Source organism: Planococcus massiliensis (genome assembly GCF_000821325.1).
GTDB lineage: Bacteria > Bacillota > Bacilli > Bacillales_A > Planococcaceae > Planococcus > Planococcus ruber.
In genome coordinates, this window is record NZ_CCXS01000001.1 from 913,245 (window position 1) to 937,615 (window position 24,371).

General features: G+C 44.9%; 20 protein-coding genes. 12 read left to right on the plus strand and 8 right to left on the minus strand.

Annotation, left to right across the window (positions count from 1 at the left end; genetic code table 11):
• Nucleotides 1-2: 2 nt before the first annotated feature.
• A complete protein-coding gene (locus BN1080_RS04495; protein ID WP_052650746.1) occupies nt 3-1,085 on the minus strand; it encodes an S-layer homology domain-containing protein in 1,083 nt (360 codons plus the stop codon).
• A 363-nt stretch (nt 1,086-1,448) separates the two neighbouring features.
• Here BN1080_RS04495 and BN1080_RS04500 point away from each other — a divergent pair, with 363 nt between their 5' ends.
• Nucleotides 1,449-3,809, plus strand: coding sequence for a bifunctional 2',3'-cyclic-nucleotide 2'-phosphodiesterase/3'-nucleotidase (locus tag BN1080_RS04500; RefSeq protein ID WP_052650747.1), 2,361 nt, complete (start codon nt 1,449-1,451; stop codon nt 3,807-3,809).
• A gap of 810 nt (nt 3,810-4,619) precedes the next feature.
• Here BN1080_RS04500 and BN1080_RS04505 read toward each other — a convergent pair.
• Nucleotides 4,620-5,555, minus strand: coding sequence for a nuclease-related domain-containing protein (locus tag BN1080_RS04505; protein WP_052650748.1), 936 nt, complete (start codon nt 5,553-5,555; stop codon nt 4,620-4,622).
• Nucleotides 5,556-5,902: 347 nt separating this feature from the next.
• On the opposite strand from BN1080_RS04505, the gene BN1080_RS04510 reads away from it, so the two are divergent.
• The gene (locus BN1080_RS04510) at nt 5,903-7,297 is read left to right on the plus strand and encodes a trypsin-like peptidase domain-containing protein (protein ID WP_052650749.1); all 1,395 of its coding nucleotides are present in this window, start codon (nt 5,903-5,905) and stop codon (nt 7,295-7,297) included.
• A 159-nt stretch (nt 7,298-7,456) separates the two neighbouring features.
• Nucleotides 7,457-7,666: a hypothetical protein gene (locus BN1080_RS04515; RefSeq protein WP_052650750.1), complete on the plus strand. Its 210-nt coding sequence runs from the start codon at nt 7,457-7,459 to the stop codon at nt 7,664-7,666.
• A 45-nt stretch (nt 7,667-7,711) separates the two neighbouring features.
• On the opposite strand, the gene BN1080_RS04520 is transcribed toward BN1080_RS04515, so the two are convergent.
• Entirely contained in the window at nt 7,712-8,614 is a 903-nt protein-coding gene (locus BN1080_RS04520) for a hypothetical protein (RefSeq protein WP_052650751.1), read from the minus strand.
• A 176-nt stretch (nt 8,615-8,790) separates the two neighbouring features.
• On the opposite strand from BN1080_RS04520, the gene BN1080_RS04525 reads away from it, so the two are divergent.
• Together BN1080_RS04525 and BN1080_RS04530 are read left to right on the plus strand one after the other, a co-directional pair.
• On the plus strand, nt 8,791-10,611 hold the full coding sequence (locus BN1080_RS04525) for an S-layer homology domain-containing protein (protein ID WP_052650752.1): 1,821 nt from the start codon (nt 8,791-8,793) through the stop codon (nt 10,609-10,611).
• Nucleotides 10,612-10,736: 125 nt separating this feature from the next.
• The gene (locus BN1080_RS04530) at nt 10,737-11,504 is read left to right on the plus strand and encodes a tyrosine-protein phosphatase (protein WP_052650753.1); all 768 of its coding nucleotides are present in this window, start codon (nt 10,737-10,739) and stop codon (nt 11,502-11,504) included.
• Nucleotides 11,505-12,151: 647 nt separating this feature from the next.
• On the opposite strand, the gene BN1080_RS04540 is transcribed toward BN1080_RS04530, so the two are convergent.
• From BN1080_RS04540 to BN1080_RS04560, 5 genes are all read right to left on the minus strand, one after another.
• Nucleotides 12,152-13,201 carry a hypothetical protein gene (locus BN1080_RS04540; protein WP_052650755.1) on the minus strand — a complete coding sequence of 350 codons (1,050 nt, stop codon included), beginning with the start codon at nt 13,199-13,201 and terminating at the stop codon, nt 12,152-12,154.
• 11 nt (nt 13,202-13,212) lie between these two features.
• Nucleotides 13,213-14,655: an MBOAT family O-acyltransferase gene (locus tag BN1080_RS04545; RefSeq protein WP_052650756.1), complete on the minus strand. Its 1,443-nt coding sequence runs from the start codon at nt 14,653-14,655 to the stop codon at nt 13,213-13,215.
• Between the two features lie 530 nt (nt 14,656-15,185).
• A complete protein-coding gene (locus BN1080_RS04550; RefSeq protein WP_052650757.1) occupies nt 15,186-15,554 on the minus strand; it encodes a DMT family transporter in 369 nt (122 codons plus the stop codon).
• A complete protein-coding gene (locus BN1080_RS04555) occupies nt 15,551-15,910 on the minus strand; it encodes a DUF2304 domain-containing protein (protein ID WP_052650758.1) in 360 nt (119 codons plus the stop codon). Before BN1080_RS04555 ends, BN1080_RS04550 begins: the two co-directional genes overlap by 4 nt.
• A gap of 15 nt (nt 15,911-15,925) precedes the next feature.
• Nucleotides 15,926-16,615: a glycosyltransferase family 2 protein gene (locus BN1080_RS04560; protein ID WP_052650759.1), complete on the minus strand. Its 690-nt coding sequence runs from the start codon at nt 16,613-16,615 to the stop codon at nt 15,926-15,928.
• 547 nt (nt 16,616-17,162) lie between these two features.
• Between BN1080_RS04560 and BN1080_RS04565 the strand changes: the two genes are divergently transcribed.
• The 7 genes from BN1080_RS04565 to BN1080_RS04595 all read left to right on the plus strand — a co-directional run bounded on the left by BN1080_RS04565 (nt 17,163) and on the right by BN1080_RS04595 (nt 24,315).
• Nucleotides 17,163-17,891, plus strand: a complete 729-nt coding sequence (locus tag BN1080_RS04565) for a YveK family protein (protein ID WP_052650760.1) — start codon at nt 17,163-17,165, stop codon at nt 17,889-17,891.
• 5 nt (nt 17,892-17,896) lie between these two features.
• The gene (locus BN1080_RS04570) at nt 17,897-18,604 is read left to right on the plus strand and encodes a CpsD/CapB family tyrosine-protein kinase (protein WP_052650761.1); all 708 of its coding nucleotides are present in this window, start codon (nt 17,897-17,899) and stop codon (nt 18,602-18,604) included.
• 331 nt (nt 18,605-18,935) lie between these two features.
• Nucleotides 18,936-20,774: a polysaccharide biosynthesis protein gene (locus BN1080_RS04575; RefSeq protein ID WP_052650762.1), complete on the plus strand. Its 1,839-nt coding sequence runs from the start codon at nt 18,936-18,938 to the stop codon at nt 20,772-20,774.
• 54 nt (nt 20,775-20,828) lie between these two features.
• Nucleotides 20,829-21,941: a DegT/DnrJ/EryC1/StrS family aminotransferase gene (locus tag BN1080_RS04580; protein ID WP_052650763.1), complete on the plus strand. Its 1,113-nt coding sequence runs from the start codon at nt 20,829-20,831 to the stop codon at nt 21,939-21,941.
• A 2-nt stretch (nt 21,942-21,943) separates the two neighbouring features.
• Nucleotides 21,944-22,579 (plus strand): sugar transferase, encoded by a 636-nt coding sequence (locus tag BN1080_RS04585; protein ID WP_052650764.1) that lies wholly within the window; start codon nt 21,944-21,946, stop codon nt 22,577-22,579.
• A complete protein-coding gene (locus BN1080_RS04590; RefSeq protein WP_052650765.1) occupies nt 22,572-23,228 on the plus strand; it encodes an acetyltransferase in 657 nt (218 codons plus the stop codon). Before BN1080_RS04585 ends, BN1080_RS04590 begins: the two co-directional genes overlap by 8 nt.
• Nucleotides 23,203-24,315 carry a glycosyltransferase family 4 protein gene (locus BN1080_RS04595; protein WP_052650766.1) on the plus strand — a complete coding sequence of 371 codons (1,113 nt, stop codon included), beginning with the start codon at nt 23,203-23,205 and terminating at the stop codon, nt 24,313-24,315. Before BN1080_RS04590 ends, BN1080_RS04595 begins: the two co-directional genes overlap by 26 nt.
• The last annotated feature ends 56 nt before the right edge of the window (nt 24,316-24,371 follow it).

The following is a 24,371-nucleotide window of genomic DNA, read 5'->3' on the forward strand; positions in this document are numbered from 1 at the left end:
GTTTATTTTACATCCACTAATTCATAAAGCGTGTCGCCGTCGTAATGGACGGTTTTAATCAACCCATAGCCTTCAGCCATGTAGTATTTATAGCTTTTGCCATCCCATTCAGGATCCAGAACGGAAACTTCGACAGCGTTGGTGAACGTTTTATAAGGAGTCGTCACTTTAACATTCACGCCGGTAATTTTGAATGGCGGTAAATCGGTGTCGCCGCTATCGAAAGTTTTGCCTTTTGTGATCGGATAGACCAGGCTAGCTGTAAATCCATCTTCCGGGAAGCCGGTAATGTACATTTCGCGGTTTTCGTACTCCCCGTAGAAATAATCTTCGCTGTCTTCTTTATAATCTACCAACCAGAAGAAGCCAAGCGGCTCGTCGAAGTATTTCGCGCTGTCCACATATTTTTCAGTTGACACTTCGCCCGTGATTTCGCGGTACGTATACGTTTTTGTTTTATCTTTCAAATACGAATGCGCCATATGCGTGTCGTTCTTGAATTTCGGCTCAAGCCCGCGAGCTAGGAAAGCGGAGAATTGTGCGCGAGTTGTTGCGTTATTCGGCTTAAACGTGAAATCTTTATAGCCCGCTGCGATGTTTGCGCTGACTACTTCGCCAATAGCATCAAATGCGCGCATATTCGGCGACACATCTTTGAATTCTTCGATGCCTTCCATCGCCATCGGGAAGACGCGCGAAAGGATGATGGCCATATCGCCGCGGGTGATCGGTGCATTCGGTTTGAATGTGCCGTCCGGGTAGCCGGTGATGTAGCCGGCTTTTTCAGCTGCCGCGATGTAGCCGCTCGCTTTTTGGCCTTGCGATACATCTTTGAACTTTGTTGCACTTTGTGTTCCGTTAAAGCCTTTCAGCTTGCCGATCATTATGGCAGCTTCTGCACGGCTGACGGTTTTATCCGGTTTCACCGTGCCGTCTTCAAAGCCGGAAACGACACCTTTATTGATCAAATAGGTCATTTCGTCGTAGAACCCGTGGCTCTTCGGTAAATCGGTTGCTGCAAATGCGGGTGATGCCAGTAAGCTGATTGCTAATGCGGCACCTGTGATTAATGGAAACTTTTTCAAAACGACACCCCTCAAATAGAATTGTTACTTCAAGAGACAGGCCAGCAATCAGTCTATTCCTGTTTTTTCCTAATTACTGAGAATAAAACCGTTTCATGGAATAAAGTCATTTCGTAACATTTCTGTAATAATACTGTAACAAACATTCCAGAATTAGTAAGTAGGTCTTTTTATGCAAATATTTCTAGCCGGCATGCCCTTCCTCCTACTAGACGCTTATAAAACAATAAAGTCTCGCTATTTCTCAATTAAATTTAAATTAACTGCAAATTCTTTATAAATTTTATGTAAACGTATTCAATTGTTTTATTATTAGGCATATAATAAAAAAGCTAGACTATTCAATAATAGGGAGATGGGAAAATGGCAATCGGTAAAAAAGCGGCAATGGCTTTAGCGGCATTTGTTTTAGCGACGAGCGCAGTGGCGACAACAGCACCGGCTCAAGCTGCAACAAAAGAAGTGACGCGCGGAGAGTACATCAAACAATTGGTGACGGCTCTTGATGTGAAGCTGGGAGACGGCTCGACAATCGCTTTTAAAGACGTGGATGCTAAACTTGCACCTTACGTGGAAGCAGCTTTCAATTTGGGATTAACAAGCGGCAAGACAAAGACAACGTTCGCGCCAAATGAAAAACTATCACGTGAGCAAGGATTCTCGATCGCTGCACGCGCAGTCGATTCAGGGAAAGAGTACCCGAGTTCATTATTGAAGCCGTTCAAAGACAACCGCTACTTAAGCAAAAGCTTGACGCCTGATTTATCAGAAGCTGTCGGCATCGGTTTGCTGAAAGGCTATAGCGACGGCACGGTGAAACCGGCAAAAGGAATTGCGCCGAAAGAAATGAGCGCAATCATCAAGCGTTTATTGAAGGAATACCAGCCCGTAAATGCTGAAGACGTATCGCTCCGCATTCTTGGAACGTCCGATCTTCATACGAATTTCGTCAACTACGATTATTACCAAGATAAAGTATCGAATAGCTTAGGGCTTGCGAAAACAGGTGTCTTAATCGAAGAAGCGCGTGCGCAAAATCCGAACACGATGCTATTTGATAACGGCGATTTGATCCAAGGAACACCATTCGGTGGCTATAAAGTGACGGTTGACCGACTGGAAGACGGCGAACTTCACCCGGCATATGCGGCTCTTGAATCGTTGGACTTCGATGCATCGACGCTCGGAAACCACGAATTCAACTTCGGCCTCGACTATTTGGATGAAGCGCTTGATGATGCACCGTTCCCAGTACTGAACGCAAACGTCTACGATGCAGCAACGAAAGAAAACAAATACAAGCCGTATGAAATCATCGACCAGGAAGTGGTTGATGGAAACGGCGAAAAACATACAATCAAAGTCGGCGTCATTGGCGTCGTTGCTCCGCAAATTATGAAATGGGACCGCGCAAACCTGGAAGGCAAAGTGATTGCTGAAGATGCGGTCGAATCTGTAGAAAAATTCCTTCCTGAAGTCGAAAAAGCGGGCGCAGATGTGGTCGTCGTTCTTTCACACTCCGGAATGGGCGATGAAACGCATGAAGTCGGCGAAGAAGATATCACGTACCAGCTTTCTGAAATTGATGGCATCGACGCCATCATCACAGGACATAACCATGATGTCTTCCCTGGATCATACAGCGATTTGAAAAACGTCAACCAAGAGCAAGGCACGATCAACGGTACGCCAATCGTAATGCCTGGTAAATTCGGCAGCCACTTGGGCGTTATCGATTTGAAACTTTCGCCTAAAGGGGAAGAGTGGGAAATCGTTTCTGAAAAAGCGGCACTTCGCGCAATCGATTCCAAAACTGACAAAGTAGCAGCACAAGTCATCGAGGCAGTTAAAGAGACACACGAAGCGACGATTGACTATGTCCGCAGCCCAGTCGGCAAAACGACAGCACCAATCAATAGCTATTTCTCCCAAGTAACAGATGACCCATCGATCCAAATCGTCAACAATGCACAAAAATGGTACGTAGAGAAGAAAGTGGCCGGCACACCAAACGCTGACCTTCCAATCCTTTCAGCTGCAGCACCATTCAAAGCAGGCGGACGCAATGGTTCGGATTACTACACAGAAATCAACACAGGCGAAATCGCAATTAAAAACGTTGCAGACCTTTACGTCTTCGACAACACCATCTTCACATTGAAATTGACGGGTGCTGATTTGACGGAATGGCTGGAAATGTCAGCAGGCCAATTCAAGCAAATCAACCCGTCGGCAACAGGCGAGCAGCAATTGATCAACCCGGATTACCGCACGTACAACTTTGACGTAATCGACGGCGTCACTTACGACATCGACGTAACGCAGCCAGCGAAATACGACGCGGACGGCAAATTGGTCAACGAAAAAGCAAGCCGCATCAAAAACTTGCAGTATGATGGAAAAGCAGTAACAGCAACTCAAGAATTCTTAGTCGTTACAAACAACTACCGCGCAAGCGGCAACTTCCCAGGCGTGACAAAAGCGAGTGAGAAAGTCGACTACGCTTACGAAAACCGCCAAGTCATCATGGATTACATGGTCGAAGTCGGCACCATCGATCCATCGGCTGACAGCAACTGGTCATTCGCACCAATCGCTGGCAACCCGAATGTTGTCTTCGAAACATCTGGCAAAGGCCAAAAACTAGTGCCAGCAGACAGCGGCATCAAATACCTAGGCGCAGCAGCAGACGGATTTGCGAAGTACAGCATCGAAATCAAATAAGCGATTTTTTTGGGAGAGCCCTTCACCTTTGGTGGGGGGCTTTTTTGTTTGGGTTGATTGGGTTGAGGAAGGTGTGGGTTGATTTCGAAGAGGAGATGTTTGATTTCGAGAGTGTAAAGGTTGATTTCGCACGCTCGAAGATTGATTTCGGCTGCAAATAAGTTGATTTCACGCTCTGAGGCAAAATCAAGAGCCCAAATGGATGCGTTTCGCCTTCAGCGAACCGCGAAGAAGGAGGCATTCGCGGGCGAATGCCTCATTTAAAAGAGGAGAGTTGATTTCAAGGAGGAATGGGGTAACTTCATGGGGGAGCGGGGGAGTTTCGCATGCGCAAAGGGTAATTTCGAGTCAAAATGAGGTAATTTCACACTCGCTGAAGAGATCTAGTGCATGAATGGCTGCGTTTCGCTTGCAGCGAACCGCGAGTATGGAGGCATTCGCGGGCGAATGCCTCATTTAAAAGAGGAGAGTTGATTTCAAGGAGGAATGGGGTAATTTCATGGGGGAGCTGGGGAGTTTCGCATGCGCAAAGGGTAATTTCGAAACGAAACAGGGCAATTTCACACTCGCTGAAGAAATCAAGTACATGAATGGCTGCGTTTCGCTTGCAGCGAACCGCGAGGAATGAGGCATTCGCGGGCGAATGCCTCATTTAAAAGAGGAGAGTTGATTTCAAGGAGGAATGGGGTAATTTCATGGGGGAGCGGGGGAGTTTCGCATGCGCAAAGGGTAATTTCGAAACGAAACAGGGTAATTTCACACTCTCAGCCAATAGAAAAGCTGACCTTTCTAAAAGGCCAGCGCACAAAATCATTTATAATAGTAGAATTGCCCTTTTTTACGTACGCGTTTCAGCTCAGCACGCAGCAAAACATGGCGGGCAGCATTTTTATTATGCAGCATTAAAAAATCCTGGCATTGACGATTGGTGATTGTCGGGGATACGAGAGCGAACCAATCATCAAGCGCGTGACGAAAGCCATCAATTATCCTTAATTGGCAAATAGAGCAATGATAAGTTCGAGCACTATGGCGGCTTCCGATAGCGCCGCATTGTCGGCAAAGAATGCCTTTCTTTAATTCAGATGGATGGTATTTAAAGGTCTGGGGGTAGTTTTTCTCGCTGAAGGGTGAGTGTTGTTTGATAAGCAGTTCGCCGATACGAAGAAGTTCTTCGTTTGGAAGCGGCTGACCGTTCCGGGGGAGGGTGAAGATGAACCGATTTAAGGAATGGCCATAAATGACAGGAAATGTTTTGGGAATATTTTCGACCAATGTCGTCGGGTAAGGCAGGACAATCGCTGCATAGACAGGAAGAGAAACGCCCATTTCTTTAAATAAAACCAGCAGCTCTTCTCGCGCATTCCAGATTTGCGTCACGGGGGAGCGGTAGCCAATTTCTTGTCCTTGCTTCGTGATTTGCCGCATATGCATGCTTTCTTCATCGAAAATCAGGGTGCCGGAGTAATTTTTCACTTCCAGAATCACTGCAAAATAAGGTGTCAAGACAATAGTGTCCATCTGGCAATAAGCTTCGCTCAATTGAAGGTCGCTGATAAAAAGGCATTCCTTCCACCTCATCTGTTTCAACAGCCGATCAACTTCGATTTCACCGCCGTGTCCTGCTTTTATCATATAATGGGCTCTTTCCACATCTGGCCAACTTTTATGATGGAAAGGGAGCCGGTGCATGAGCTGCGGCAACACTTCCAGCTCAATTGGCGGGATTCTTTCTTTAATAAACATATCATTCCTCCTTTTCTTCTGAAGTATACCAATTCAGAAACGAAAACGACATATGATTTTAGAAGAATCTGAAAAAATATAGGTGAAATAAATTAATAGGGGGTGATTTCAAAAGCCATTGGGGTAATTTCGAAAGGTGTTGGGGTAATTTCATACCCGCAAAAGGTAAATTCGCCTTCTCACAAGGTAATTTCGAAAAGGAACCCTCCTCCCACCCTTTTCGTCTACTAAAAACACACCTTATGTAATCTGTTCATGGCACTATTTCCCATGTATAATGGCGATAATCAAAGGGGAATGGCATAATTAGCAAAAAAACATTTGCAAAACCAATAGGAGGAACGACTATGTATTGTTCGAATTGCGGACAGAAAAATAAAGAAGGCGCACGTTTCTGCAAGAATTGCGGCGAACCGCTGGAAGAGATGCGCTCGAAAAGGCCGAAGAAGAAAAAGGGCTTGTATGTCGGCATCGCCGCCGCGGTGCTGCTTGCAGGCGGAATCGGAGCTGCGCAATTGCTTGATGGGGATGACGACGAGCGGCAGCGCACCGAGCAGCCGGCTGAAGAAACGGCAGACGTCATCGAGGACGAAGCGCCGGAACCGGAAGAGCCAAAAGAAGAGGAGCCCGCTGAATCTGCTGGTGAAGTGACGAAAGTCGAAACGATCCAGCCGCCAGCGGAGCAGCAGGAGCCATCAGAACCGAAGACGCGTGAAAAGACGGCCATCATTAAAGAAACGCAGCAAAAAGTCTATACCATCAAAACAGAAAATGGCTACGGATCCGGTTTTTCATTTACCGATAGCGGCACCGTTGTGACCAACGCACACGTCGTCGCGGGCTTCACCGATGTCATGGTCCGGAACATCAATGGCCAGGAGCAGCCCGGCAAAGTGATCGGCATTTCCGATAAATACGACGTAGCGCTCATCAAAGTCAATGCGTACGAAGGGATTGCGCCGCTTGAAATTGAAATGAACCCGACCGATGTCGGCACGGAAGTCATCGCGCTCGGCAGCCCGTCCGGCTTCGAAAACACCGCTTCGATCGGTTACTTAACCGGGATCGACCGCGATTTCGAACAAGACTTCCTCTATGAAGACATTTACCAAATCGATGCCCAAATCGCACCAGGCTCAAGCGGCGGCCCGCTGATTGATGCAAAAACCGGCAAAGTCATCGGCATCAACTCATTGCTCTTCATGGACGGCAGCGAAATCGGCTTCTCGATTCCAATGCATTCGATGGTCGACCTCGTCAACAGCTGGGTCCACAGTCCGATGACAGAATCCCAAGTCGCTGCGCTGTTCCCGGCATACGACGACTTCGAAAACTACGAAGGCGAAGACTATGAATACGACTACGAACACGAAGGCAATCTGGTCTTTGATGAAGTGTTCCTGAGTGAATTCATCGGCGATTTCCGCTATTACTACGAAATCGCACTCAACAGCCAAGATTTCTTCTACGTCGAAGACATGTTGTTATATGACAGCCCGGCCTACATCGGCATCCGCGATTACATCACGGAAATCACAGGCCAGGGCATGGAATACACATTCACCGACCTGGAAATCACCGGCGTGGAAATAAACGAAGATCACGCACTCGTCCATACGTACGAAGCATTTGATTTCCTGAATGCTTCAGGAGAAGCGACGAAAGAAGAACGCAATAAAACCTATACTGTCGTTATGGACGATTCCGGCTTTTATTACATCTCGGATGTCGTTAACCAGTAAATTTCAAATAAACCCATTTTTTCTCAAAAAACTTCCGAATCTCTATAGGCAAAAATTACTGATTGGGCTATAATGATTGTAACTTATAGCCCTGATAATTTTTAATTTCATCTAATACACTTTAGAGAGTAGGTAAAAAGGTTTATGGAGGAGTTCGAAATGTACCAAACTCAACTGGAAGAACAATTTGGCAAGCCCATGAAAGACATCATTTACGAATACTACATTACAAAAAACTACGGGCCGTCCGTAGGGGCGAAAGAACTCGGAATTCCACGCCGCGTCTTTATCTACTTCCGAAACTACTATGGTTTAAAAGAAGTCAAACATGCGCTGCACGCCGATCAAAACGTGTGCCCGGACAAATAAAAAAATGCCATCCACTTTTGGAAGTGGGTGGCATTTTTGCTGTCCTTATAGTCCAGTAGCCTTGCTGATCAAATCGCTCTTGCGCTGTTCTTTGCGTGCTTCGTATTCAGAAACAAGGGAATCAGCATGCGATTCAGCTAAGCCGTTCGCCTTCAATTCCTTTTTCATCGAGCCAAGGACTGCGTAGAAGACTGTATCCGTACGGCCTTCAAGCTCAGTGGCTGCGGACATGTACTTATTATAGAAGTAACCGTAGCTGATCGATTCGCCTTTTGCTTTTTTCGAGTCGTACTCGCTTTTCGCACGGCTGACCAACCCGTTGATGCGTGAATTTGCCTGGCTTTCGATATCCGCCAAACTTGGTTCATATTTCTGCTTGATTTGCGCTACCGTTACTTTACCAGAACCGGAACCAGATCCGGCATCCGAACCGGAGCCTCCTGACCCGCCAGCTGAACCGCCGCCCGAATTAGATGAACCAGAGCCATTTGATCCTGTGTTGCCGGCAGTGGAACCGGAATTTGATCCGGATCCGCTTGCTTTATCCGAACCGCCAGAACTTGTTCCGCCGTTTGAAGTTGAAGATCCGGCTGTCCCTGAAGAAGTGCCAGTCGTCGATTCGTCTGCAGAAGAGCTTCCTTCAGAACCGCCTGAACCGGATTCGTCAGCAGAATTTCCATTCGCGCCAGAGGCATTTTCTGATGAAGAGTCTTTTGAACCCCCCTCAGCCGCTTCTCCAGTTTCCTCTTCTATCACATTTCCATCGCCGTCAACAATAATCTTAGAACCGTCCGGCAATTCCACTTCATAATTCTCTTTCGTAATTTCATCGACCTGCTCATCCGCAACATCGTATTCTTTGAACTGGAATAAATACACCAAATAACCCGCGACGCTTAGAAAGAGGATCCCCAGCACCAAAACAATCTTTTTCCAATGTTTTTTCATCATTACATCCTCCTATATCTAAATAAATAATCTAATCAAAATAGCCATAATAATTGCTAATTATATACAAATATCCACCGAATTACTAACTTTTTACAGAAATTAATATTGTAGTACCAATTTTATTAAGCTACAATTAGACAATACCACAAATTTCAAATAAGAGGTGAGCAAGGTTGAGTAAAAACAAAAACACGAAAATGTTCCTAGCTGGAACTATGGCTTTATCATCAGTCGTTGCAGTAGGAATCCCGGTTGCGGCAGATGCGGCGCCAACTACTCCAGAAGAAGCAGCAACAAAATTAGCAGAAGAATACGTTAAATTAACCACTCAAAAACAAAACATTGTAAATGCTACACAACATGTACTTTCAGTAAACGTTGGGGATTTTATTGATCCAAATTATTCGAATTATGAAGATTTAAAAGGTGATTTAGCAAATCTAATCGAAGCTCCTACTTCTCGAGTAAAGAGCGAAGTAGAGGCAGAGGCATTAGCAAGGATGACAACTTTCTTGGGAGAAGCCCAATCATACTTGAAAGATGAAGGCGACTTACAAGATATGTTTAATTTTGCTAATTCAATTAGCACCGATTTAATGATTGAATTGAATCAAGCTGCTACTACTGGTCAAATCATAACCGTATTAGAAAACTCAATTACAAAAGTTCAAGCGGAAGCGCCTGCTTCTGTTAAAGAAATTTTGGTTAAGCCTACTGATACACAATTAAATACTATGACAAGCCAGATTTTGGCTGCACTTTCTACAGGCGGCGGTGGAAACAACGGTGGTGCTCCAACAACTCCAACACCACCAGTAACACCACCAACAACTACACCAGGCGGTGAAATCGAAGCAACTCCGGACACGTTGAAAAACAACCCTGAAGAAGTTATCGAAGCGATCCAAAACGCACCTTCTGTAACAGAATTGGCAGTTGACGTAAAACCGGGTGAAGCAGTATCAATTCCGTTGACAATTGCTTCAGCGCTTGAAAACAAAAATGCAGATGCAGTAATCGTCATCGCTTCAACTGAAGCTTCATACGAATTGCCAGTATCCGTAATTGATGCAGCAAAACTTGCGAAAGATTTAGGCGTTGCTTCTTCTGAACTAAGCATCACAGTTGAATTGACAAAAATCGCAAACCAATTGACGAAAGAAAACTCAATCGGCTTCGCAATCGAATTCAGCATCAAAGCAGTAGCTCCAGACGGCAAATCTATTGACATTACATACTTGGGTTACCCAGTATTGCGTTCAATCGAAACTCCGACAGCACTTAACGCAGCGACTTCAGTCGGCGTACGGGTAAACCAAGACGGTTCATTTACAGCAGTTCCAACATACATTGATGGAAAAACAGCGAACTTGTACTTCTCGGCAAACTCAGCATATACAGTGATCCAAAACGCAAAAACCTTCAAAGACATCGATAACCGCGGCTACTGGGCTGAGGAATATATCGAGAAATTGGCTTCGAAAATGATCGTTTCCGGTAAATCAGCAGACAGCTTCTCGCCATCAACTTCAATCACGCGCGGCGAATTCGCAGCAGTGCTTGCTCGTGGACTTGGTTTAGTAGCTGAAGACGTGAACTCCGCAGACTTCACGGACGTATCTCCAACGCAAGCGGTTAACCGCAACGGAGAAATCGCAGCAGTTGTAGAAGCGGGAATCGTTTCAGGCTACGGCAACGGCAAGTTCGGACCGTACAACGAAATCACACGCAACGAAGCGGCTATCATGATCAGCAAAGCAATGGACTATATCGGGTCTGAAGATGTAAAATTAGACACAACGAAAAAAGTTTCAAGCTTCGCCGATTACCGTTACATTTCGCCTGCAGCACGTCCGCATGTTGAGCGCGTGCTTCAAGCATCTTACCTGTCTGGATTCAAAGACAACACGTTCCGTTCACAAAATGAAACAACACGTGCAGAAACTTCAAGAATCCTGTATAATTTCCTTAACTCAATTAAATTTATCAACTAATCATACGAATAGGCACTTCTTAACCGGAGTGCCTGTTTTTTAAATGAAAGACGAAAGCCCCTCAACTAATAAAACCTGCGAAAGGCTTCCACTCAACATTTTTCAAGCAACGGAGGAGAACACCTATGATTGACACGCATTCACACATTTTGGCAGGCCTCGATGACGGCGCTGAAACGATGGAACAGACAAAACGGCTTCTTGAAAAAGCAGTCGAAGAGCAAATCACCGGCATCATCGCCACACCGCATGGCCACCACCCGAATTTCAAGACCGATATCGGGGCCGTCCGGACCCAATTGGCCGCAGCGAATGCCTATATCGAAGAACAGCAATTGCCGATCAAAGTTTACAGCGGCCTTGAAAATCGCCTGTCGGAACAATTGCCGCAGCGCCTAAAAGACGGCGAAGCACTGCCGCTTGCCGATTCGCAATACGTCTTGCTGGAACTGCCGTCGTCCGGCATCCCGGCTTACACTGTGCCGATCATCCAACAGCTGATTTTAGCCAATTATGTACCGGTCATCGCGCACGCGGAACGCAACCAAGGCATCATCGAAAAGCCGGAGCGCCTGCGAAAACTCCTCCTCCACGGAGCAGTCGCTCAAGTAACCGCCGGCTCCATCGCCGGAAGTTTTGGCAAAGCCATCCAGAAAAACGCATTGACTTTGCTGGATGCGAACTTGATCCACGTCTACGGCTCCGACGTACATAGCTTGGACAAACGTCCCTTCCTATTCAATGAAGGACTCGATTACCTGGAAAAAAAGAATCGCCACGAAATGGTCGACTTGATGCTCGAGAACAACGAACGCATCCTGCTCAACCGCAACTTGATCGTCTTGGAACCCCAGGACATCCCAAAACCCAAATGGTGGAACGTCTTCGCATAATGCGGAGGCGTTTTTATTTTGGGTAAGGGCAGTGTGAGGAAACTCAAGTCCGTTTGCGAGCAACTCGCCCCCCAAACCCTTAAACCCCAATTGCCCAAAACCGTCGTTTTTGCTCCGCAAAAAACGAGAAAAGGCAAAACCTTGATGTGTGGGGTGATTTCGAAGGCGAGAAGGGTAATTTCGAGGAGTGGAGGGGTAATTTCAAACAAGAAAAGGGTAATTTCAGCATGCTGTGGGGTGATTTCGCAATTTATGTCAGGAGAGACAATCGTTTGGGGAGAGCAACTCGCCCAAACCCCTTAAACCCCAATTGCCCAAAACCGTCGTTTTTGCTCCGCAAAAAGCGAGAAAAGGCAAAACCTTAGTGAGTAGGGTGATTTCGAAGGCGAGACGGGTAATTTCGTGGAGTAGAGGGGTGGTTTCAAACAAGAAAAGGGTGATTTCGCCGCCATCAAAAAAAGCCACCCGCACCAAAAGGTACAAGCAGCTTCACAAATTACTCTCTATCTAATCACCTTACATAAAACCACAACCCAAGTGAGGGAGCGTAATGGGGAAGACGAAGTAAGTAGACAGGTGCTCTTTGCTTGGCTTCTTGCGAAAGTCACCCCCTAAGCGGGACGAACGACTTTAGAAAGTCTAACGCCTCACTCAATCTCCATCTCCTCAACCAGCTCACGCACATCTTCCAAATGCTCCTCAAGATTATCCTGCGTCACCCACACCCCAAAATCCTCGGGCACCGCCGCGTCCGCACCTTGCTCCACACGCTTCGCGATCAAATTGCCGATCTCGGGATAAAAGTGGTGGCCGTCGTAATAATTCGTGATTTCATTCGTCACCGAGTTCGGATACATGAAATTCCACACGCCGCCGTACACGTCGACCAAATCACGAAGCCAAACCTCATAATCGTCATACAAATCCGTCGAAACGAGCGATTTGAACAGCTCCGTTGAAATCGGCGTCGTATAAACCGTCTTCTCAATTTCCGGCTCCGTATCCTTCACGATTCCCATGATCTCTTTATAGCGAGGGTAGTACACATAATGCGAACCGTAGAAGCTTTTCTCGAACATCTCGATTTTATTCGCCGTATCCGCCGCCGTCTCTTCAGCACTCAAGCGCCGCGCAAACGCATTCCCTTCGCGGTTATACAAGCGGTCTTCGGAAATCTCATTGGCCGCGGACAAACGTAGATTCTTCAGCGATGTCTCAAATACATCCAATGACAATAAATTCTTCGTCCGGTAAAACGATTTCTCGGTCCGCGCCACATGATTCGTAATATCTTTCGGCGCTTCCGCTTCCTGCGTACTCGACTTAAAGAAATCGACGCCAAGAACAATACGTTCGTAATCCGGATTCTTCTCAAACGCATATTCGATCATCGTGCGGTATTCACGCATCGATAAATTCGCTACCGAATAATTATAAACGTTCCAATCCTCAAAAGCGGTCGTATGGATATACGTACTGCGGCTCGAACCGATCAACAGCGTATCGACGTCTTTTGGCTGATACTTCTGATTCGCCGTCTTTTGCTCGCGCTCATCGGTCACGACCTGCACATCGTTGAACAGGTGCGCATGGGCATAATGCCAAAGCGGATCGATCCAAAAATTCACCGCCACCACAATCGCGGTCAGCGAGGCGAAGATCGCCATGACCGTCATTGTAAAATTCTTATCGTCCACGGGATCTCCTCCTAGAAGTTAAAGTACAGGAATTCGCTCACTTGCTGCAATTGCATCGTGCTGTAGAACAATAGCAACGCCACAAAAATCGCCATCGGCACATTCCGTTTCATCTCATTTTTGATTTCAATCGAGTTTTTCGCAAACCAGCTGAGCAATAAACCAATCAATAATAAGAAATACATATGAATCGTCGGCGTATCAAACGGCAGAAGCATCACCCAGTCCGGATTGAAGTCCGGGAACAATTTGTAAATGCCGGCAGGGAAGTAGAAGCCGTTGAAACCGAACATCGCACCGAGCACCGTCATCGCGTCTTCCAAAGACAACGCACGGAAGAACACCCAAGCCAAGTGGACGAATAAAAACGTCGTCGCCCAGGCGGCAATTCCGTTCATCTTATAACCCGCAAGTTTCCAGTAGCGGCAGATGACACTTGCCACGCCGTGCAGAACGCCCCAAATGAGGAACGTCCAGCCGGCGCCGTGCCAGATGCCGCTCACCAAAAAGATGATGAAGATATTCAAATACGTCCGCCGCGGCCCTTTCCGGTTGCCGCCGAGCGGTATGTAAATATAAGCGGTCAAAAAATGCGACAGCGTAATATGCCAGCGCCGCCAGAAGTCCTGGATGTCGCGCGCTTTATACGGCGAATTGAAATTGATCGGCAAGCGAATATTGAACAAGAGGGCAAGCCCGATCGCCATATCCGAATAGCCGCTGAAATCGAAATACAATTGCAGCGTATAGGAAAGCGTCGTAAACCAGCTGTCGAGGAACGTCAGCGACGCAACATCGCTATAGCCGGTGTTCGCCCAACCGGCAAACACATCCGCAATCCCGACTTTCTTGAACAGCCCGATCGCAAACACCAAGAGCCCCTTCGAAATATTCTCATACTGGATCCGGTAATTTTTCTTATCTGTAAACTGCGACATCACTTGGCCGTGGTGTACAATCGGTCCCGCGATCAATTGCGGGAAAAAGGAAACGAATAACCCATAATTGAGGAAATTGTATTCCTTTGTCTCGAGGCGGTACGAATCCACCAGATACGCAATCTGCTGGAACGTATAAAAACTGATTGCGAGCGGCAAGAGCAGCTCTTTCAGCACAATCTCCGAACCGAACACAATATTAATATTTTCCACAAAGAAGTCATAGTACTTATAATAGCCAAGCAAGCCGACATTAAATAAAATCCCGAGCGTCAGAATCCCTTTGCGCAGCGGCTTCGCCCGGTCCTTGCCAAGAAAAGCCCCGACAGTATAGTTGATTACCATCGACACCAAAATCAGCGGCAAATACGCAGGATTCCAATAACCGTAGAAAAACAGCGAAGCGACCAGCAGCCAACTTTTCGCAAATGGAATATGCAGGCGGCCGAGTATGTAATAAACAACAAAAACAATCGGAAGGAACAAAAAGATAAACTCAAACGAATTAAATATCACAACGAAACCCCTCTGATCTGTAAGAATGAAACAATCCATCCATTCTACTAAATTCTCCAAGAAAACAAAACCTATCTCCCATTCTAAACCAAACACCCAAAAATGAAACAGACCTCAAAACACTTCCCGAAAAAAAGAGCAAGATGGACTACTTTTCGCTGGCATTTATGCCGTTCTGAATAAACGAGGGGGAACTCAAACAACAAAATCTGATTACTCAAAACCGGCTTTCCGCTTCGCGAAAAGCGACAAAAGCAAGGGCAGGGTGATTTCAACAGGAGAAAAGTTGATTTCGACACCTAAAAGGGTAACTTCAGTCGACTTTGGGGTAATTTCAGCAGGTTTTGAGGTGATTTCACCAAAACTACCGCCACACCCAAAAGTGAGGGAGCGCCATGGGGGTAGCGAAGCAAGAAGACAAGCGCTCTTTGCTTGGCTTCTTGCGAAAGTCACCCCCTAAGCGAGCCGAACGGCTCAAGAAAACGCTCTAAATAAAAAGAACCCCCTAAAAAGGAGGCCCAAACTCACCATCAACGCATCTCACTAATTCCGATAATCGAAACCCCAAGCATGATAAAGCACACACCTGCAATCTTCCAAAGCGTAATCGCCTCACCGAAAATAAAAAACGCGCCAACCACCGCAATCACATACGCACTCGACTGCAGCGGATATGCCACACTCAGCGGCACCCGCGTCAAAATGAACAGCCACAACACCGTAGCAAGCCCATACATCGTCAAGCCCGAAAAAATATACGGCGTGAAAAACAATTTAACCACCGAGAAAATCGAACTGAACGCATCCGTATTTTTCTCCATGCCGACCTTCCATAAAAACTGGCCGGCAACCAATATCAACGTATTGCACAATACCAACAACAGCGACACAATATTCATGAACGCGAATCCTCTTTCCGTACTTCCTGTATTTCACGCTGCAAAAACGCAACGTCCTGCACGAGCGTTTTGATGCGATGCTCCTGCTTCGACAATAAATGCGTATGGTAGATGAGCAAGCTCAACACCACCAAAAACGCCAGTAAAAAAATTAGCGACGGCAAATAACTGATGCCGATCGCGCGGGCAAAATCATTTAAATAAGGCAAAGCAAACGCGAGCACGACGCCAATGATCGAAAACGTCAGCCACATAAACGCGTACTGGTCCGTCAGCTTGTTCTTCGCCGTCATCCCGATTACCACAAACAGAAAGAAGAGGGATGAAGCGATCACAATGAGATAAACCGTATTCATTCACAAAACTCCTTCCTATATATAAGAACGGATCAGCGAAAAGAACGTCACTTTCGCCATATAATAGACCGACTTGCCGGGCGTGATCGAAGACGCGCCGCCTTGCCGCGCATTCATCTCGACTTTCGTCTCTTCCACTTTAAAGCCTTTGCGCGCAAGCTTCACAATCACTTCCACCTCCGGATAATCCACCGGATAGTCTTTCGCAAACCACTCGATCACGCGGCGGTTGACAATCCGGTAGCCGGAAGTCGGATCCGTGATGTTCACCCGGGCAATCAGGCGCAACAAATAATTGAAATAAAGAATGCCGACCCGGCGCGTCCAACTGCCTTTGTAATTCGACTTCTCCAAAAACCGCGAACCAATCAGCATATCCACATCCCGCTTTTTCATCTCCGCCACCAAATGATGAAGATCTTCCGGATCGTGCTGGCCGTCCGCATCCAGCTGAATCGCATAATCATAGCCGAAACGTTCCGCGTACCGGAAGCCGGTTTGGACCGCACCGCCGATGCCCAAGTTCAAAGGAAGCGTCACGTGCGAAAAGTTATGGGCTTCCAGAATTTCTTTCGTCCGGTCCGTTGAGCCGTCGTTAATCACCACATAATCATATTCATCAAATTGTTCCAGTTGCTGGACTGTCCCAACAATGGCCTGCTCCTCGTTATAAGCGGGAACGATGATTAAAATCTTAGAAGTCATTGCCAAAAAGCCCCTTTTTCTTAGTCACTTTCATTATAGGAGGAAATCTAAGAGAAGTCATGTGAATTCCTAAATACATACAATAAAACCAAGTGTTCCTTCTTTTAGCTCATGGCTGCCAAACCCCAATGGCTAGGCTATAACCCTTAGGCAATACAAAATAGGTAAGAATAAAGTCAGTCTGCTCCAACTATTTTTATTAAGAATCTCTTTTCCAATTCGTTTCTAATCGTCCTGCTAAAAAACTCAAAAATCTCTTCTCCACGCACGGTTTTCGACATAATTTATCCATCTGGGCATGTGAAAATACCTGCATCCTTCCCAATAAAGGAAACAATACCTACGAAAATTTTCCAAAATAAACCGCAATACCCTTATAACTTCATGTTATACTGAGATAAAGTGAACCGGTGAACAGGAAATTATTTACCACCGCTTAGACCAATCGGACTTTAACCGCCAGCTGATTCCCGCATCAAAAGAGGGGCTGTCCTGTCATTTAAAGTAAGAACCTACCACATTTACCTTAAAAGGAGTCAAACGGCACATGGAAGAAACCATCTCGTTACAGGAACTTTTCACCACGTTAAAGAAAAGGCTCGTCTTGATCATCGCTTTGACGGTCATCGCAGTCATCATCGCAGGTGTTGTCAGCTACACCTTGCTGACACCGATCTACCAGACGTCAACGCAGATTCTCGTCAATCAGGAACAGACGGAAGCAACGCAGCTGACGAACCAGAACATCCAAACCGACCTTCAATTGATCAATACATACTCAGTCATCATCAAAAGCCCGGCCATTTTGGATCAAGTGGCGCAGCAGCTTGACCTTGGCTTAACTGCTGAACAGCTGAACAGCAAAATCACCGTCAGCAACGCAGAAAACTCACAAGTCGTGAACGTCTCCGTGGAAGATGCAGACCCGGCAATTGCTGTAGACATTGCGAACACGACAGCAGACGTTTTCCAAAACGAGATTCTGGAATTGATGAGCGTTGACAACGTTTCGATTCTTTCGCCGGCTATGTTGAAAGAAGACCCGACCCCGATCAAACCAAATCCGATGCTCAATATGGCGATTGCCGCTGTAATTGGCCTAATGCTTGGAGTCGGTATCGCATTCTTGCTTGAATACTTGGATACGACAATCAAAAGCGATCAAGATATCGAAGACGTACTGGGCATTCCGGTACTTGGCATGATTTCACCAATCGAAGAAAAAACCGATATGCAGGAAGCTGCAAAAACTTCATCTAAGAGAAGGGGAGCGTAAAACAGATGGCAAGAAAGAGACAGAAAAAAGTATTGCAGGAAACTGCGCGTAAAGTAATCTCGTTTACCAATCCCCGCTCTTACGTAGCGGAACAATTCAGGACGCTCCGGACGAACATCAACTTCTCGTCTCCGGATTCAGATATCCGTTCACTGCTTGTGACGTCAGCTGCTCCTTCTGAAGGGAAGTCAACGGCATCGGCGAACTTGGCTGTCGTTTTCGCCCAAGAAGGAAAACGTGTCTTGCTAGTCGATGCCGATATGCGGAAACCGACGACGCATTATACGTTCCATATGGGGAACACGCAAGGCTTGTCATCTGTCTTAACCCGCCAAATCGAGGCGGAAGCGGCGATCCGGGAAACCGAGATCGAACGCCTTGACCTATTGACGTGCGGTCCGATTCCGCCAAATCCGGCGGAGCTTTTGGCATCCAAATCAATGGACGCTTTGATTGAACAATTAAAAGAAACGTACGACATCATCATTTTCGATGCGCCGCCGGTTCTTTCCGTAACCGACGGCCAGATCCTTGCCAGCAAATGCGAAGGTACAATCCTCGTCGTCAACTCCGGCACAACGGAAAAAGAAATGGCCCTAAAAGCGAAAGAAGCGATTGCTTCATCCAATAGCCGCTTGATCGGTGCTGTTTTAAATAACTTCATTTTGCCGAAAGACAATTACTATTACCAATACTACGGAGCTGAAAAGTAAAAAGGGCATCCCTTTTTGCTTTTTTCTATGCCTAAACGAGCTCGGAAAAAGGCCTATAAACGGATTTTCTGGTTTTAGACCTCTAGACCCATTCCTCAGGACTATTCATACATAAGCATTTGAAATAAAAACGAAACGTATTCCTTTTCGGGAACTAAGGATTACGTATTCATGAATTTGTAGGAATTGTAAGTTATCTCAGAAATTAATAACAGAAAAAGTAAGAATTTGTGTTTGAAATGTATTCTTTTCCAAATACTAGTGTGCTAAAATAGATGAATAGTCTAATTGCCTAGATCTAAAGTACTTAAAACGGAAAGGAGTGAATAGCGTGTCTTTGAAAAACCGAGTATCCCTGTTGGTATTGCTGGATTCCTTAATTGTTTTCTTCTCCATCTTTATCGGTTATTTCTTGCTTCATCCATGGACCAACCCCTTTGACAGCATCTTCTTGCTGGCGAGCGCTACGACGATCTTTGTCGCGCACCACGCATTTGCGATGTATTACGGGCTCTACCGGAAAATTTGGGAATACGCGTCGATCGGCGAATTGACGTCAATCTTTAAGGCGGTGACCTTCTCCGTCATCGCGGTCGGTCTGGTCCAATACTTTGTGCGGGGAGATGTGCTGCTTCGGGCACTGGCCATTACATGGATGCTGCACCTCTTATTAATCGGAGGATCCAGACTTTCCTGGCGTTTGCTCCGGGATATGTTCCTCGACCACCAAAAAAACGACCAAAAACGCACGATGATCATCGGAGCGGGGAGAGCCGGCACGTTAGTAGCCCGCCAGCTCATCAACAACCCGGAAAAAGGCTTGTTGCCGATTGCCTTCGTAGACGATGACATCAAAAAGCAAGGTTTGGAAATTTACGGCGTGCGGGTCGTCGGCGGCACCGATGCCATTGCCGATATTGCAAAAGACAACAAAATCGAACAAATCGTCTTCGCGATTCCTTCACTCCCGAAAGCAGAAACCGCAGAAATCATTTCCCAGTGCGTCGACACCGGCATCAAAACGCAAATCATTCCGCTCATCGAAGACTTGATGACGGGAAAACTGTCCGTCACGGATATGCAAGACGTGAAAATCGAAGACTTGCTTGGGCGCGACGAAGTGAAATTGGATATGAATAAAATCCAGGGCCAGCTGACAGGAAAGACCGTTCTCGTCACAGGAGCAGGCGGTTCCATCGGTTCCGAAATCTGCCGCCAGATTTCACGCTTCACACCGGAGAAGCTCTTGCTTCTCGGCCACGGCGAAAACTCGATTTACCTGATCGACATGGAACTGCGCAATTCGATTGACTGCGATACCGAAATCATTCCGATCATTGCAGACGTCCAAGACCGCGAACGCATGATCCAGATCATGATGGACTACGAACCAGATGTCGTCTATCACGCCGCTGCGCATAAGCATGTTCCGTTAATGGAAGGAAACCCGATGGAAGCGGTCAAAAATAATATTTTTGGTACAAAGAACGTAGCAGATGCGGCACATTTCTCGGGTGTTAAAAACTTCGTCATGGTGTCGACCGACAAAGCGGTCAACCCACCGAACGTTATGGGGGCAACGAAGCGCTTTGCCGAAATGATCGTCCAGAACTTGGCAAAACGCAGCAAGACGAAATTTGCAGCAGTTCGTTTTGGGAACGTACTTGGTTCACGCGGATCGGTAATTCCATTGTTTAAGAAACAAATTGCGGCAGGCGGTCCAATCACAGTAACAGATGAACGGATGACGCGCTATTTCATGACGATTCCGGAAGCATCTCGTCTCGTTATCCAGGCAGGAACTCTCGCTGAAGGCGGAGAAGTCTTCGTCCTTGATATGGGCGAACCTGTGAAAATCGTGGACCTGGCAGAAAACCTGATCCGGTTATCGGGCTATGAAGTAGAAGATATCGGCATCAAGTTCGCAGGCATACGTCCTGGAGAGAAATTATACGAAGAATTATTGAATGCAGATGAAATCCAAAGCCAGCAAGTATTTCCGAAAATCCATATTGGGAAGGCGAACCCGGTTAGTGAGGGAGAGCTGACGATTCTGTTGGATAAGTTATTGGATATGGAAGTAGATGTTTTAAAGGATACATTAATTGCACTAGCGAATCGTAAGAATGTAAAAGTAAGTGAAAATCACTTATTAAAAGCTGCAAAATAAATCATTAAAGGCGCAATAGAAATTTGCGGTACATCAGGAAGGAAGCATCAGATAATGGCAGAACGGATTTTTCTTTCTTCACCTCATATGAGTGAGGAAGGCTACGAACAGCAATACGTAAAAGAAGCGTTCGATACAAATTGGATTGCTCCTCTTGGAACGAATGTAAACGAATTTGAAAATGAACTGGCTGCAAAAGTCGGTTCAAAAGCGGCAGCAGCTCTTTCATCTGGAACAGCGGCTATCCACTTAGCACTCAAAGCAGCAGGGGTGGGAGAAGGAGACATCGTCTTCTGTTCGACTCTCACATTCTCTGCAACTGCAAACCCGATCATTTATCAAAATGCGATTCCGGTTTTTATCGACAGCGATTACGAAACATGGAATATGTCTCCAAAAGCTTTGGAAGAAGCATTTGAGAAATATCCGGAAGTAAAAGCAGTCCTTTTAGTTCATCTATATGGTTTATCGGCAGATATGGATAAAATTGCAGCCCTTTGCAAAAAATATAATGTCGCATTGATTGAAGATGCAGCAGAGTCCCTAGGAACTTGCTATAAAGGTCAGCATACGGGAACGTTTGGTGATTACGGAATTTTCTCATTCAATGGCAATAAAATCATCACGACGTCAGGCGGTGGCATGCTCGTTTCAAATAATGAAGAACGAATTGCTAAATCGAGATTCTGGGCAACGCAATCAAGAGATCAAGCAAGACATTACCAGCATAGCGAATTGGGATATAACTATCGTATGAGCAATGTGGTTGCCGGAATTGGCAGAGGGCAGCTTAAAGTATTGGATGATCGAGTTGCAAAGAAGAATTACATATACGATTTTTATATACGCAATCTCAGTGATCTTGGAGGTGTAGAATTCATGCCGAGTAATGAGTGGGATCAACCGAATTATTGGTTGAGCGCTATGACTTTGACTGGTAAGGTTCGTCCGATTGATATGATGGAGGCTCTTGAGAAAGAGAATATTGAGTCGCGTCCAGTGTGGAAGCCGATGCATCTTCAGCCTTACTTTGAGAAATATGATTTTGTGGGAACCGATGTTTCTGAGAAGTTGTTTGAAAATGGGATTTGCTTGCCTAGTGATACGAAAATTACGGATAAGCAGTTGGAGAGAGTTGTGAAGATTATTCGAAGGTTGTGGGAATAATTATGAAGGTTTCTAAGGGCGGATTATATAAAAGGTTTTTTAAACGGCCGATGGATTTCTTACTTTCTTTGATGGCTATTGTTGTTTTGAGTCCGGTCTTTTTAATCGTAGTTATTTTAGTCAGAACAAAGCTAGGTAGCCCAGTACTCTTCAAGCAGCAGCGTCCAGGATTAAACGAGGAAATCTTCTTCATGTATAAGTTTCGTTCGATGACTGACGAAAAAGATCAGAATGGAAACTTGTTGCCTGATGAAATTCGCCTGACCAAATTTGGTCAGTTTTTAAGATCTACTTCTTTAGACGAGCTTCCTGGCCTTTTTAATATTTTAAGAGGGGATATGTCTATTATTGGGCCAAGACCATTATTGGTACAATACTTACCACTTTATAATGAACATCAAAAACGCCGTCATGAAGTTAGACCAGGGTTGTCTGGTTTAGCTCAAGCAAATGGCAGAAACGCAATTAGTTGGGAAGAAAAATTCAATTTAGATGTTAAATACGTGGATCAAGTTAGTTTTATCGGAGATTGGAAGATCATCTTTCTTACTTTTAGGAAGGTTTTTGTTAGAGATGGCATTAGTTCGGACACTACGGTTACTATGGAAGCTTTTAAAGGGACTGAAAAACATGAATGAATCTGCGAAACAAAATCTTCTTATAATAGGTGCCAGCGGCCATGGGAAAGTAGTAGCTGATACTGCTCTTAAAATGAACAAGTGGCAGAGGATTGCTTTTTTAGATGATGATGAAAGCTTAAAAGTTTCTCTTGGTTTTGATATTATCGGAACATCGAAAGATATCGAAGCCTATATTAATGATTGGGATATTTTTGTTGCTATTGGTAATAATACTATCAGAGAGAAAATTCAAGTTGAATTGCAGGCTCAAGGAGCAACTTTTCCAATATTGATTCATCCCAGTGCAGCTATTGGGAAAGAAGTCGAGATTGCTGAAGGTACAGTAATAATGGCAGGAGTTGTTATTAACTCTTCGACTAAGATTGGGAGAGGTTGCATTATTAATACTAGTGCTACAGTAGATCATGATAATTTGATTGAGGATTTTGCGCATATTTCTCCGGGAGTTCACTTGGCGGGGACAGTGATAATTGGTAAAGGAACCTGGATAGGAATTGGTAGCATAGTAAGTAATAATCTAGAAATAATAAGTGGTGCTATTCTAGGGGCTGGAGCAGTAGTACTTAAGGATATAAATGAAACTGGAGTTTATGTTGGTGTTCCAGCGAGGAGAATTAACTATGGCAAAGATTTTAATACTAGCTAATAATGATGTAGGCTTATATAAATTTAGAAAAGAACTTCTTATAGAATTAGTCGAAGAAAATGAAGTTTATATTTCACTTCCTTATGGAGATTATATTCCACAACTAGAAGAGCTAGGTTGTATATTTATTAACACATCAATTAGTAGGAGAGGAACAAATCCGGTAACTGATTTAAAGTTACTGATGAAATATAGACAAATAATTAAAAATGTTAAACCGGATGTAGTTCTGACATATACTATAAAACCAAATGTGTATGGAGGAGTGGCTTGCCGGCTTGCTAAAATTCCTTATATTGCCAATGTTACTGGTTTAGGTACTGCAGTAGAAAAAGAAGGAATTCTACAAAAAATCACTTTAAATTTGTATAAGTCAGCTCTAAAAAAAGCTAGTTGCGTTTTTATGCAGAATAAAGAAAATGAAGATTTTTTTAAAGAAAAAAGAATTATAAGAGATAATTCAAGGCTGATCCCAGGATCAGGTGTAAACCTTGAAGAATATTCTCTATTAAAATACCCCTCAGATAAAGAAATTAATTTTTTATTCATTGCTCGTGTTATGAAAGAAAAAGGTATTGACCAGTATCTAGAAGCGGCAAAGTACATTAAAAAAAAATATTCTCAAACTGTTTTCCATGTCTTAGGTTTTTGCGAACAAGAATATACAAATAAGTTAGAAAGAATGGAAGAATTAGGAATAATAAAATATCACGGTATGCAAAAAAACGTTCGTAAATTTCATGCAATATCGCATTGTACTATTCACCCCTCTTATTATCCAGAAGGTATGTCGAATGTTTTGCTTGAAGCTGCAGCTAGCGGAAGGCCGATTATTACTACGGATAGGAACGGATGTCGAGAAATAGTAGATAATAAAGTCAGCGGCTATATTATTGAACAGAAAAGCACGGAAGATTTAATAAAAAAAATTGAAGAGTTTTTAAAATTGAGTATTGATATGAAAATGAAAATGGGAATTGAAGGAAGAAAAAAAGTGGAAAAAGAATTTAATCGCTCTATTATTATACATGCATATATAGAAGAAATTAATGAGGTTCTAATCTCGAAACAAGCAAAAAAAGAATGAAAAATACTTTTTTACAAATTATATCACTAATATTTAAATAATTTTTATTAATTGTT

What these genes read in the sequence shown, in the direction of transcription:
- BN1080_RS04500 (WP_052650747.1), top strand. Translation starts at nt 1,449, where the DNA reads ATGGCAATCGGTAAAAAAGCGGCAATGGCTTTAGCGGCATTTGTTTTA.
- BN1080_RS04505 (WP_052650748.1), bottom strand. Translation starts at nt 5,555, where the DNA reads ATGTTTATTAAAGAAAGAATCCCGCCAATTGAGCTGGAAGTGTTGCCG.
- BN1080_RS04510 (WP_052650749.1), top strand. Translation starts at nt 5,903, where the DNA reads ATGTATTGTTCGAATTGCGGACAGAAAAATAAAGAAGGCGCACGTTTC.
- BN1080_RS04515 (WP_052650750.1), top strand. Translation starts at nt 7,457, where the DNA reads ATGTACCAAACTCAACTGGAAGAACAATTTGGCAAGCCCATGAAAGAC.
- BN1080_RS04520 (WP_052650751.1), bottom strand. Translation starts at nt 8,614, where the DNA reads ATGAAAAAACATTGGAAAAAGATTGTTTTGGTGCTGGGGATCCTCTTT.
- BN1080_RS04530 (WP_052650753.1), top strand. Translation starts at nt 10,737, where the DNA reads ATGATTGACACGCATTCACACATTTTGGCAGGCCTCGATGACGGCGCT.
- BN1080_RS04550 (WP_052650757.1), bottom strand. Translation starts at nt 15,554, where the DNA reads ATGAATATTGTGTCGCTGTTGTTGGTATTGTGCAATACGTTGATATTG.
- BN1080_RS04555 (WP_052650758.1), bottom strand. Translation starts at nt 15,910, where the DNA reads ATGAATACGGTTTATCTCATTGTGATCGCTTCATCCCTCTTCTTTCTG.
- BN1080_RS04560 (WP_052650759.1), bottom strand. Translation starts at nt 16,615, where the DNA reads ATGACTTCTAAGATTTTAATCATCGTTCCCGCTTATAACGAGGAGCAG.
- BN1080_RS04565 (WP_052650760.1), top strand. Translation starts at nt 17,163, where the DNA reads ATGGAAGAAACCATCTCGTTACAGGAACTTTTCACCACGTTAAAGAAA.
- BN1080_RS04570 (WP_052650761.1), top strand. Translation starts at nt 17,897, where the DNA reads ATGGCAAGAAAGAGACAGAAAAAAGTATTGCAGGAAACTGCGCGTAAA.
- BN1080_RS04580 (WP_052650763.1), top strand. Translation starts at nt 20,829, where the DNA reads ATGGCAGAACGGATTTTTCTTTCTTCACCTCATATGAGTGAGGAAGGC.
- BN1080_RS04585 (WP_052650764.1), top strand. Translation starts at nt 21,944, where the DNA reads ATGAAGGTTTCTAAGGGCGGATTATATAAAAGGTTTTTTAAACGGCCG.
- BN1080_RS04590 (WP_052650765.1), top strand. Translation starts at nt 22,572, where the DNA reads ATGAATGAATCTGCGAAACAAAATCTTCTTATAATAGGTGCCAGCGGC.
- BN1080_RS04595 (WP_052650766.1), top strand. Translation starts at nt 23,203, where the DNA reads ATGGCAAAGATTTTAATACTAGCTAATAATGATGTAGGCTTATATAAA.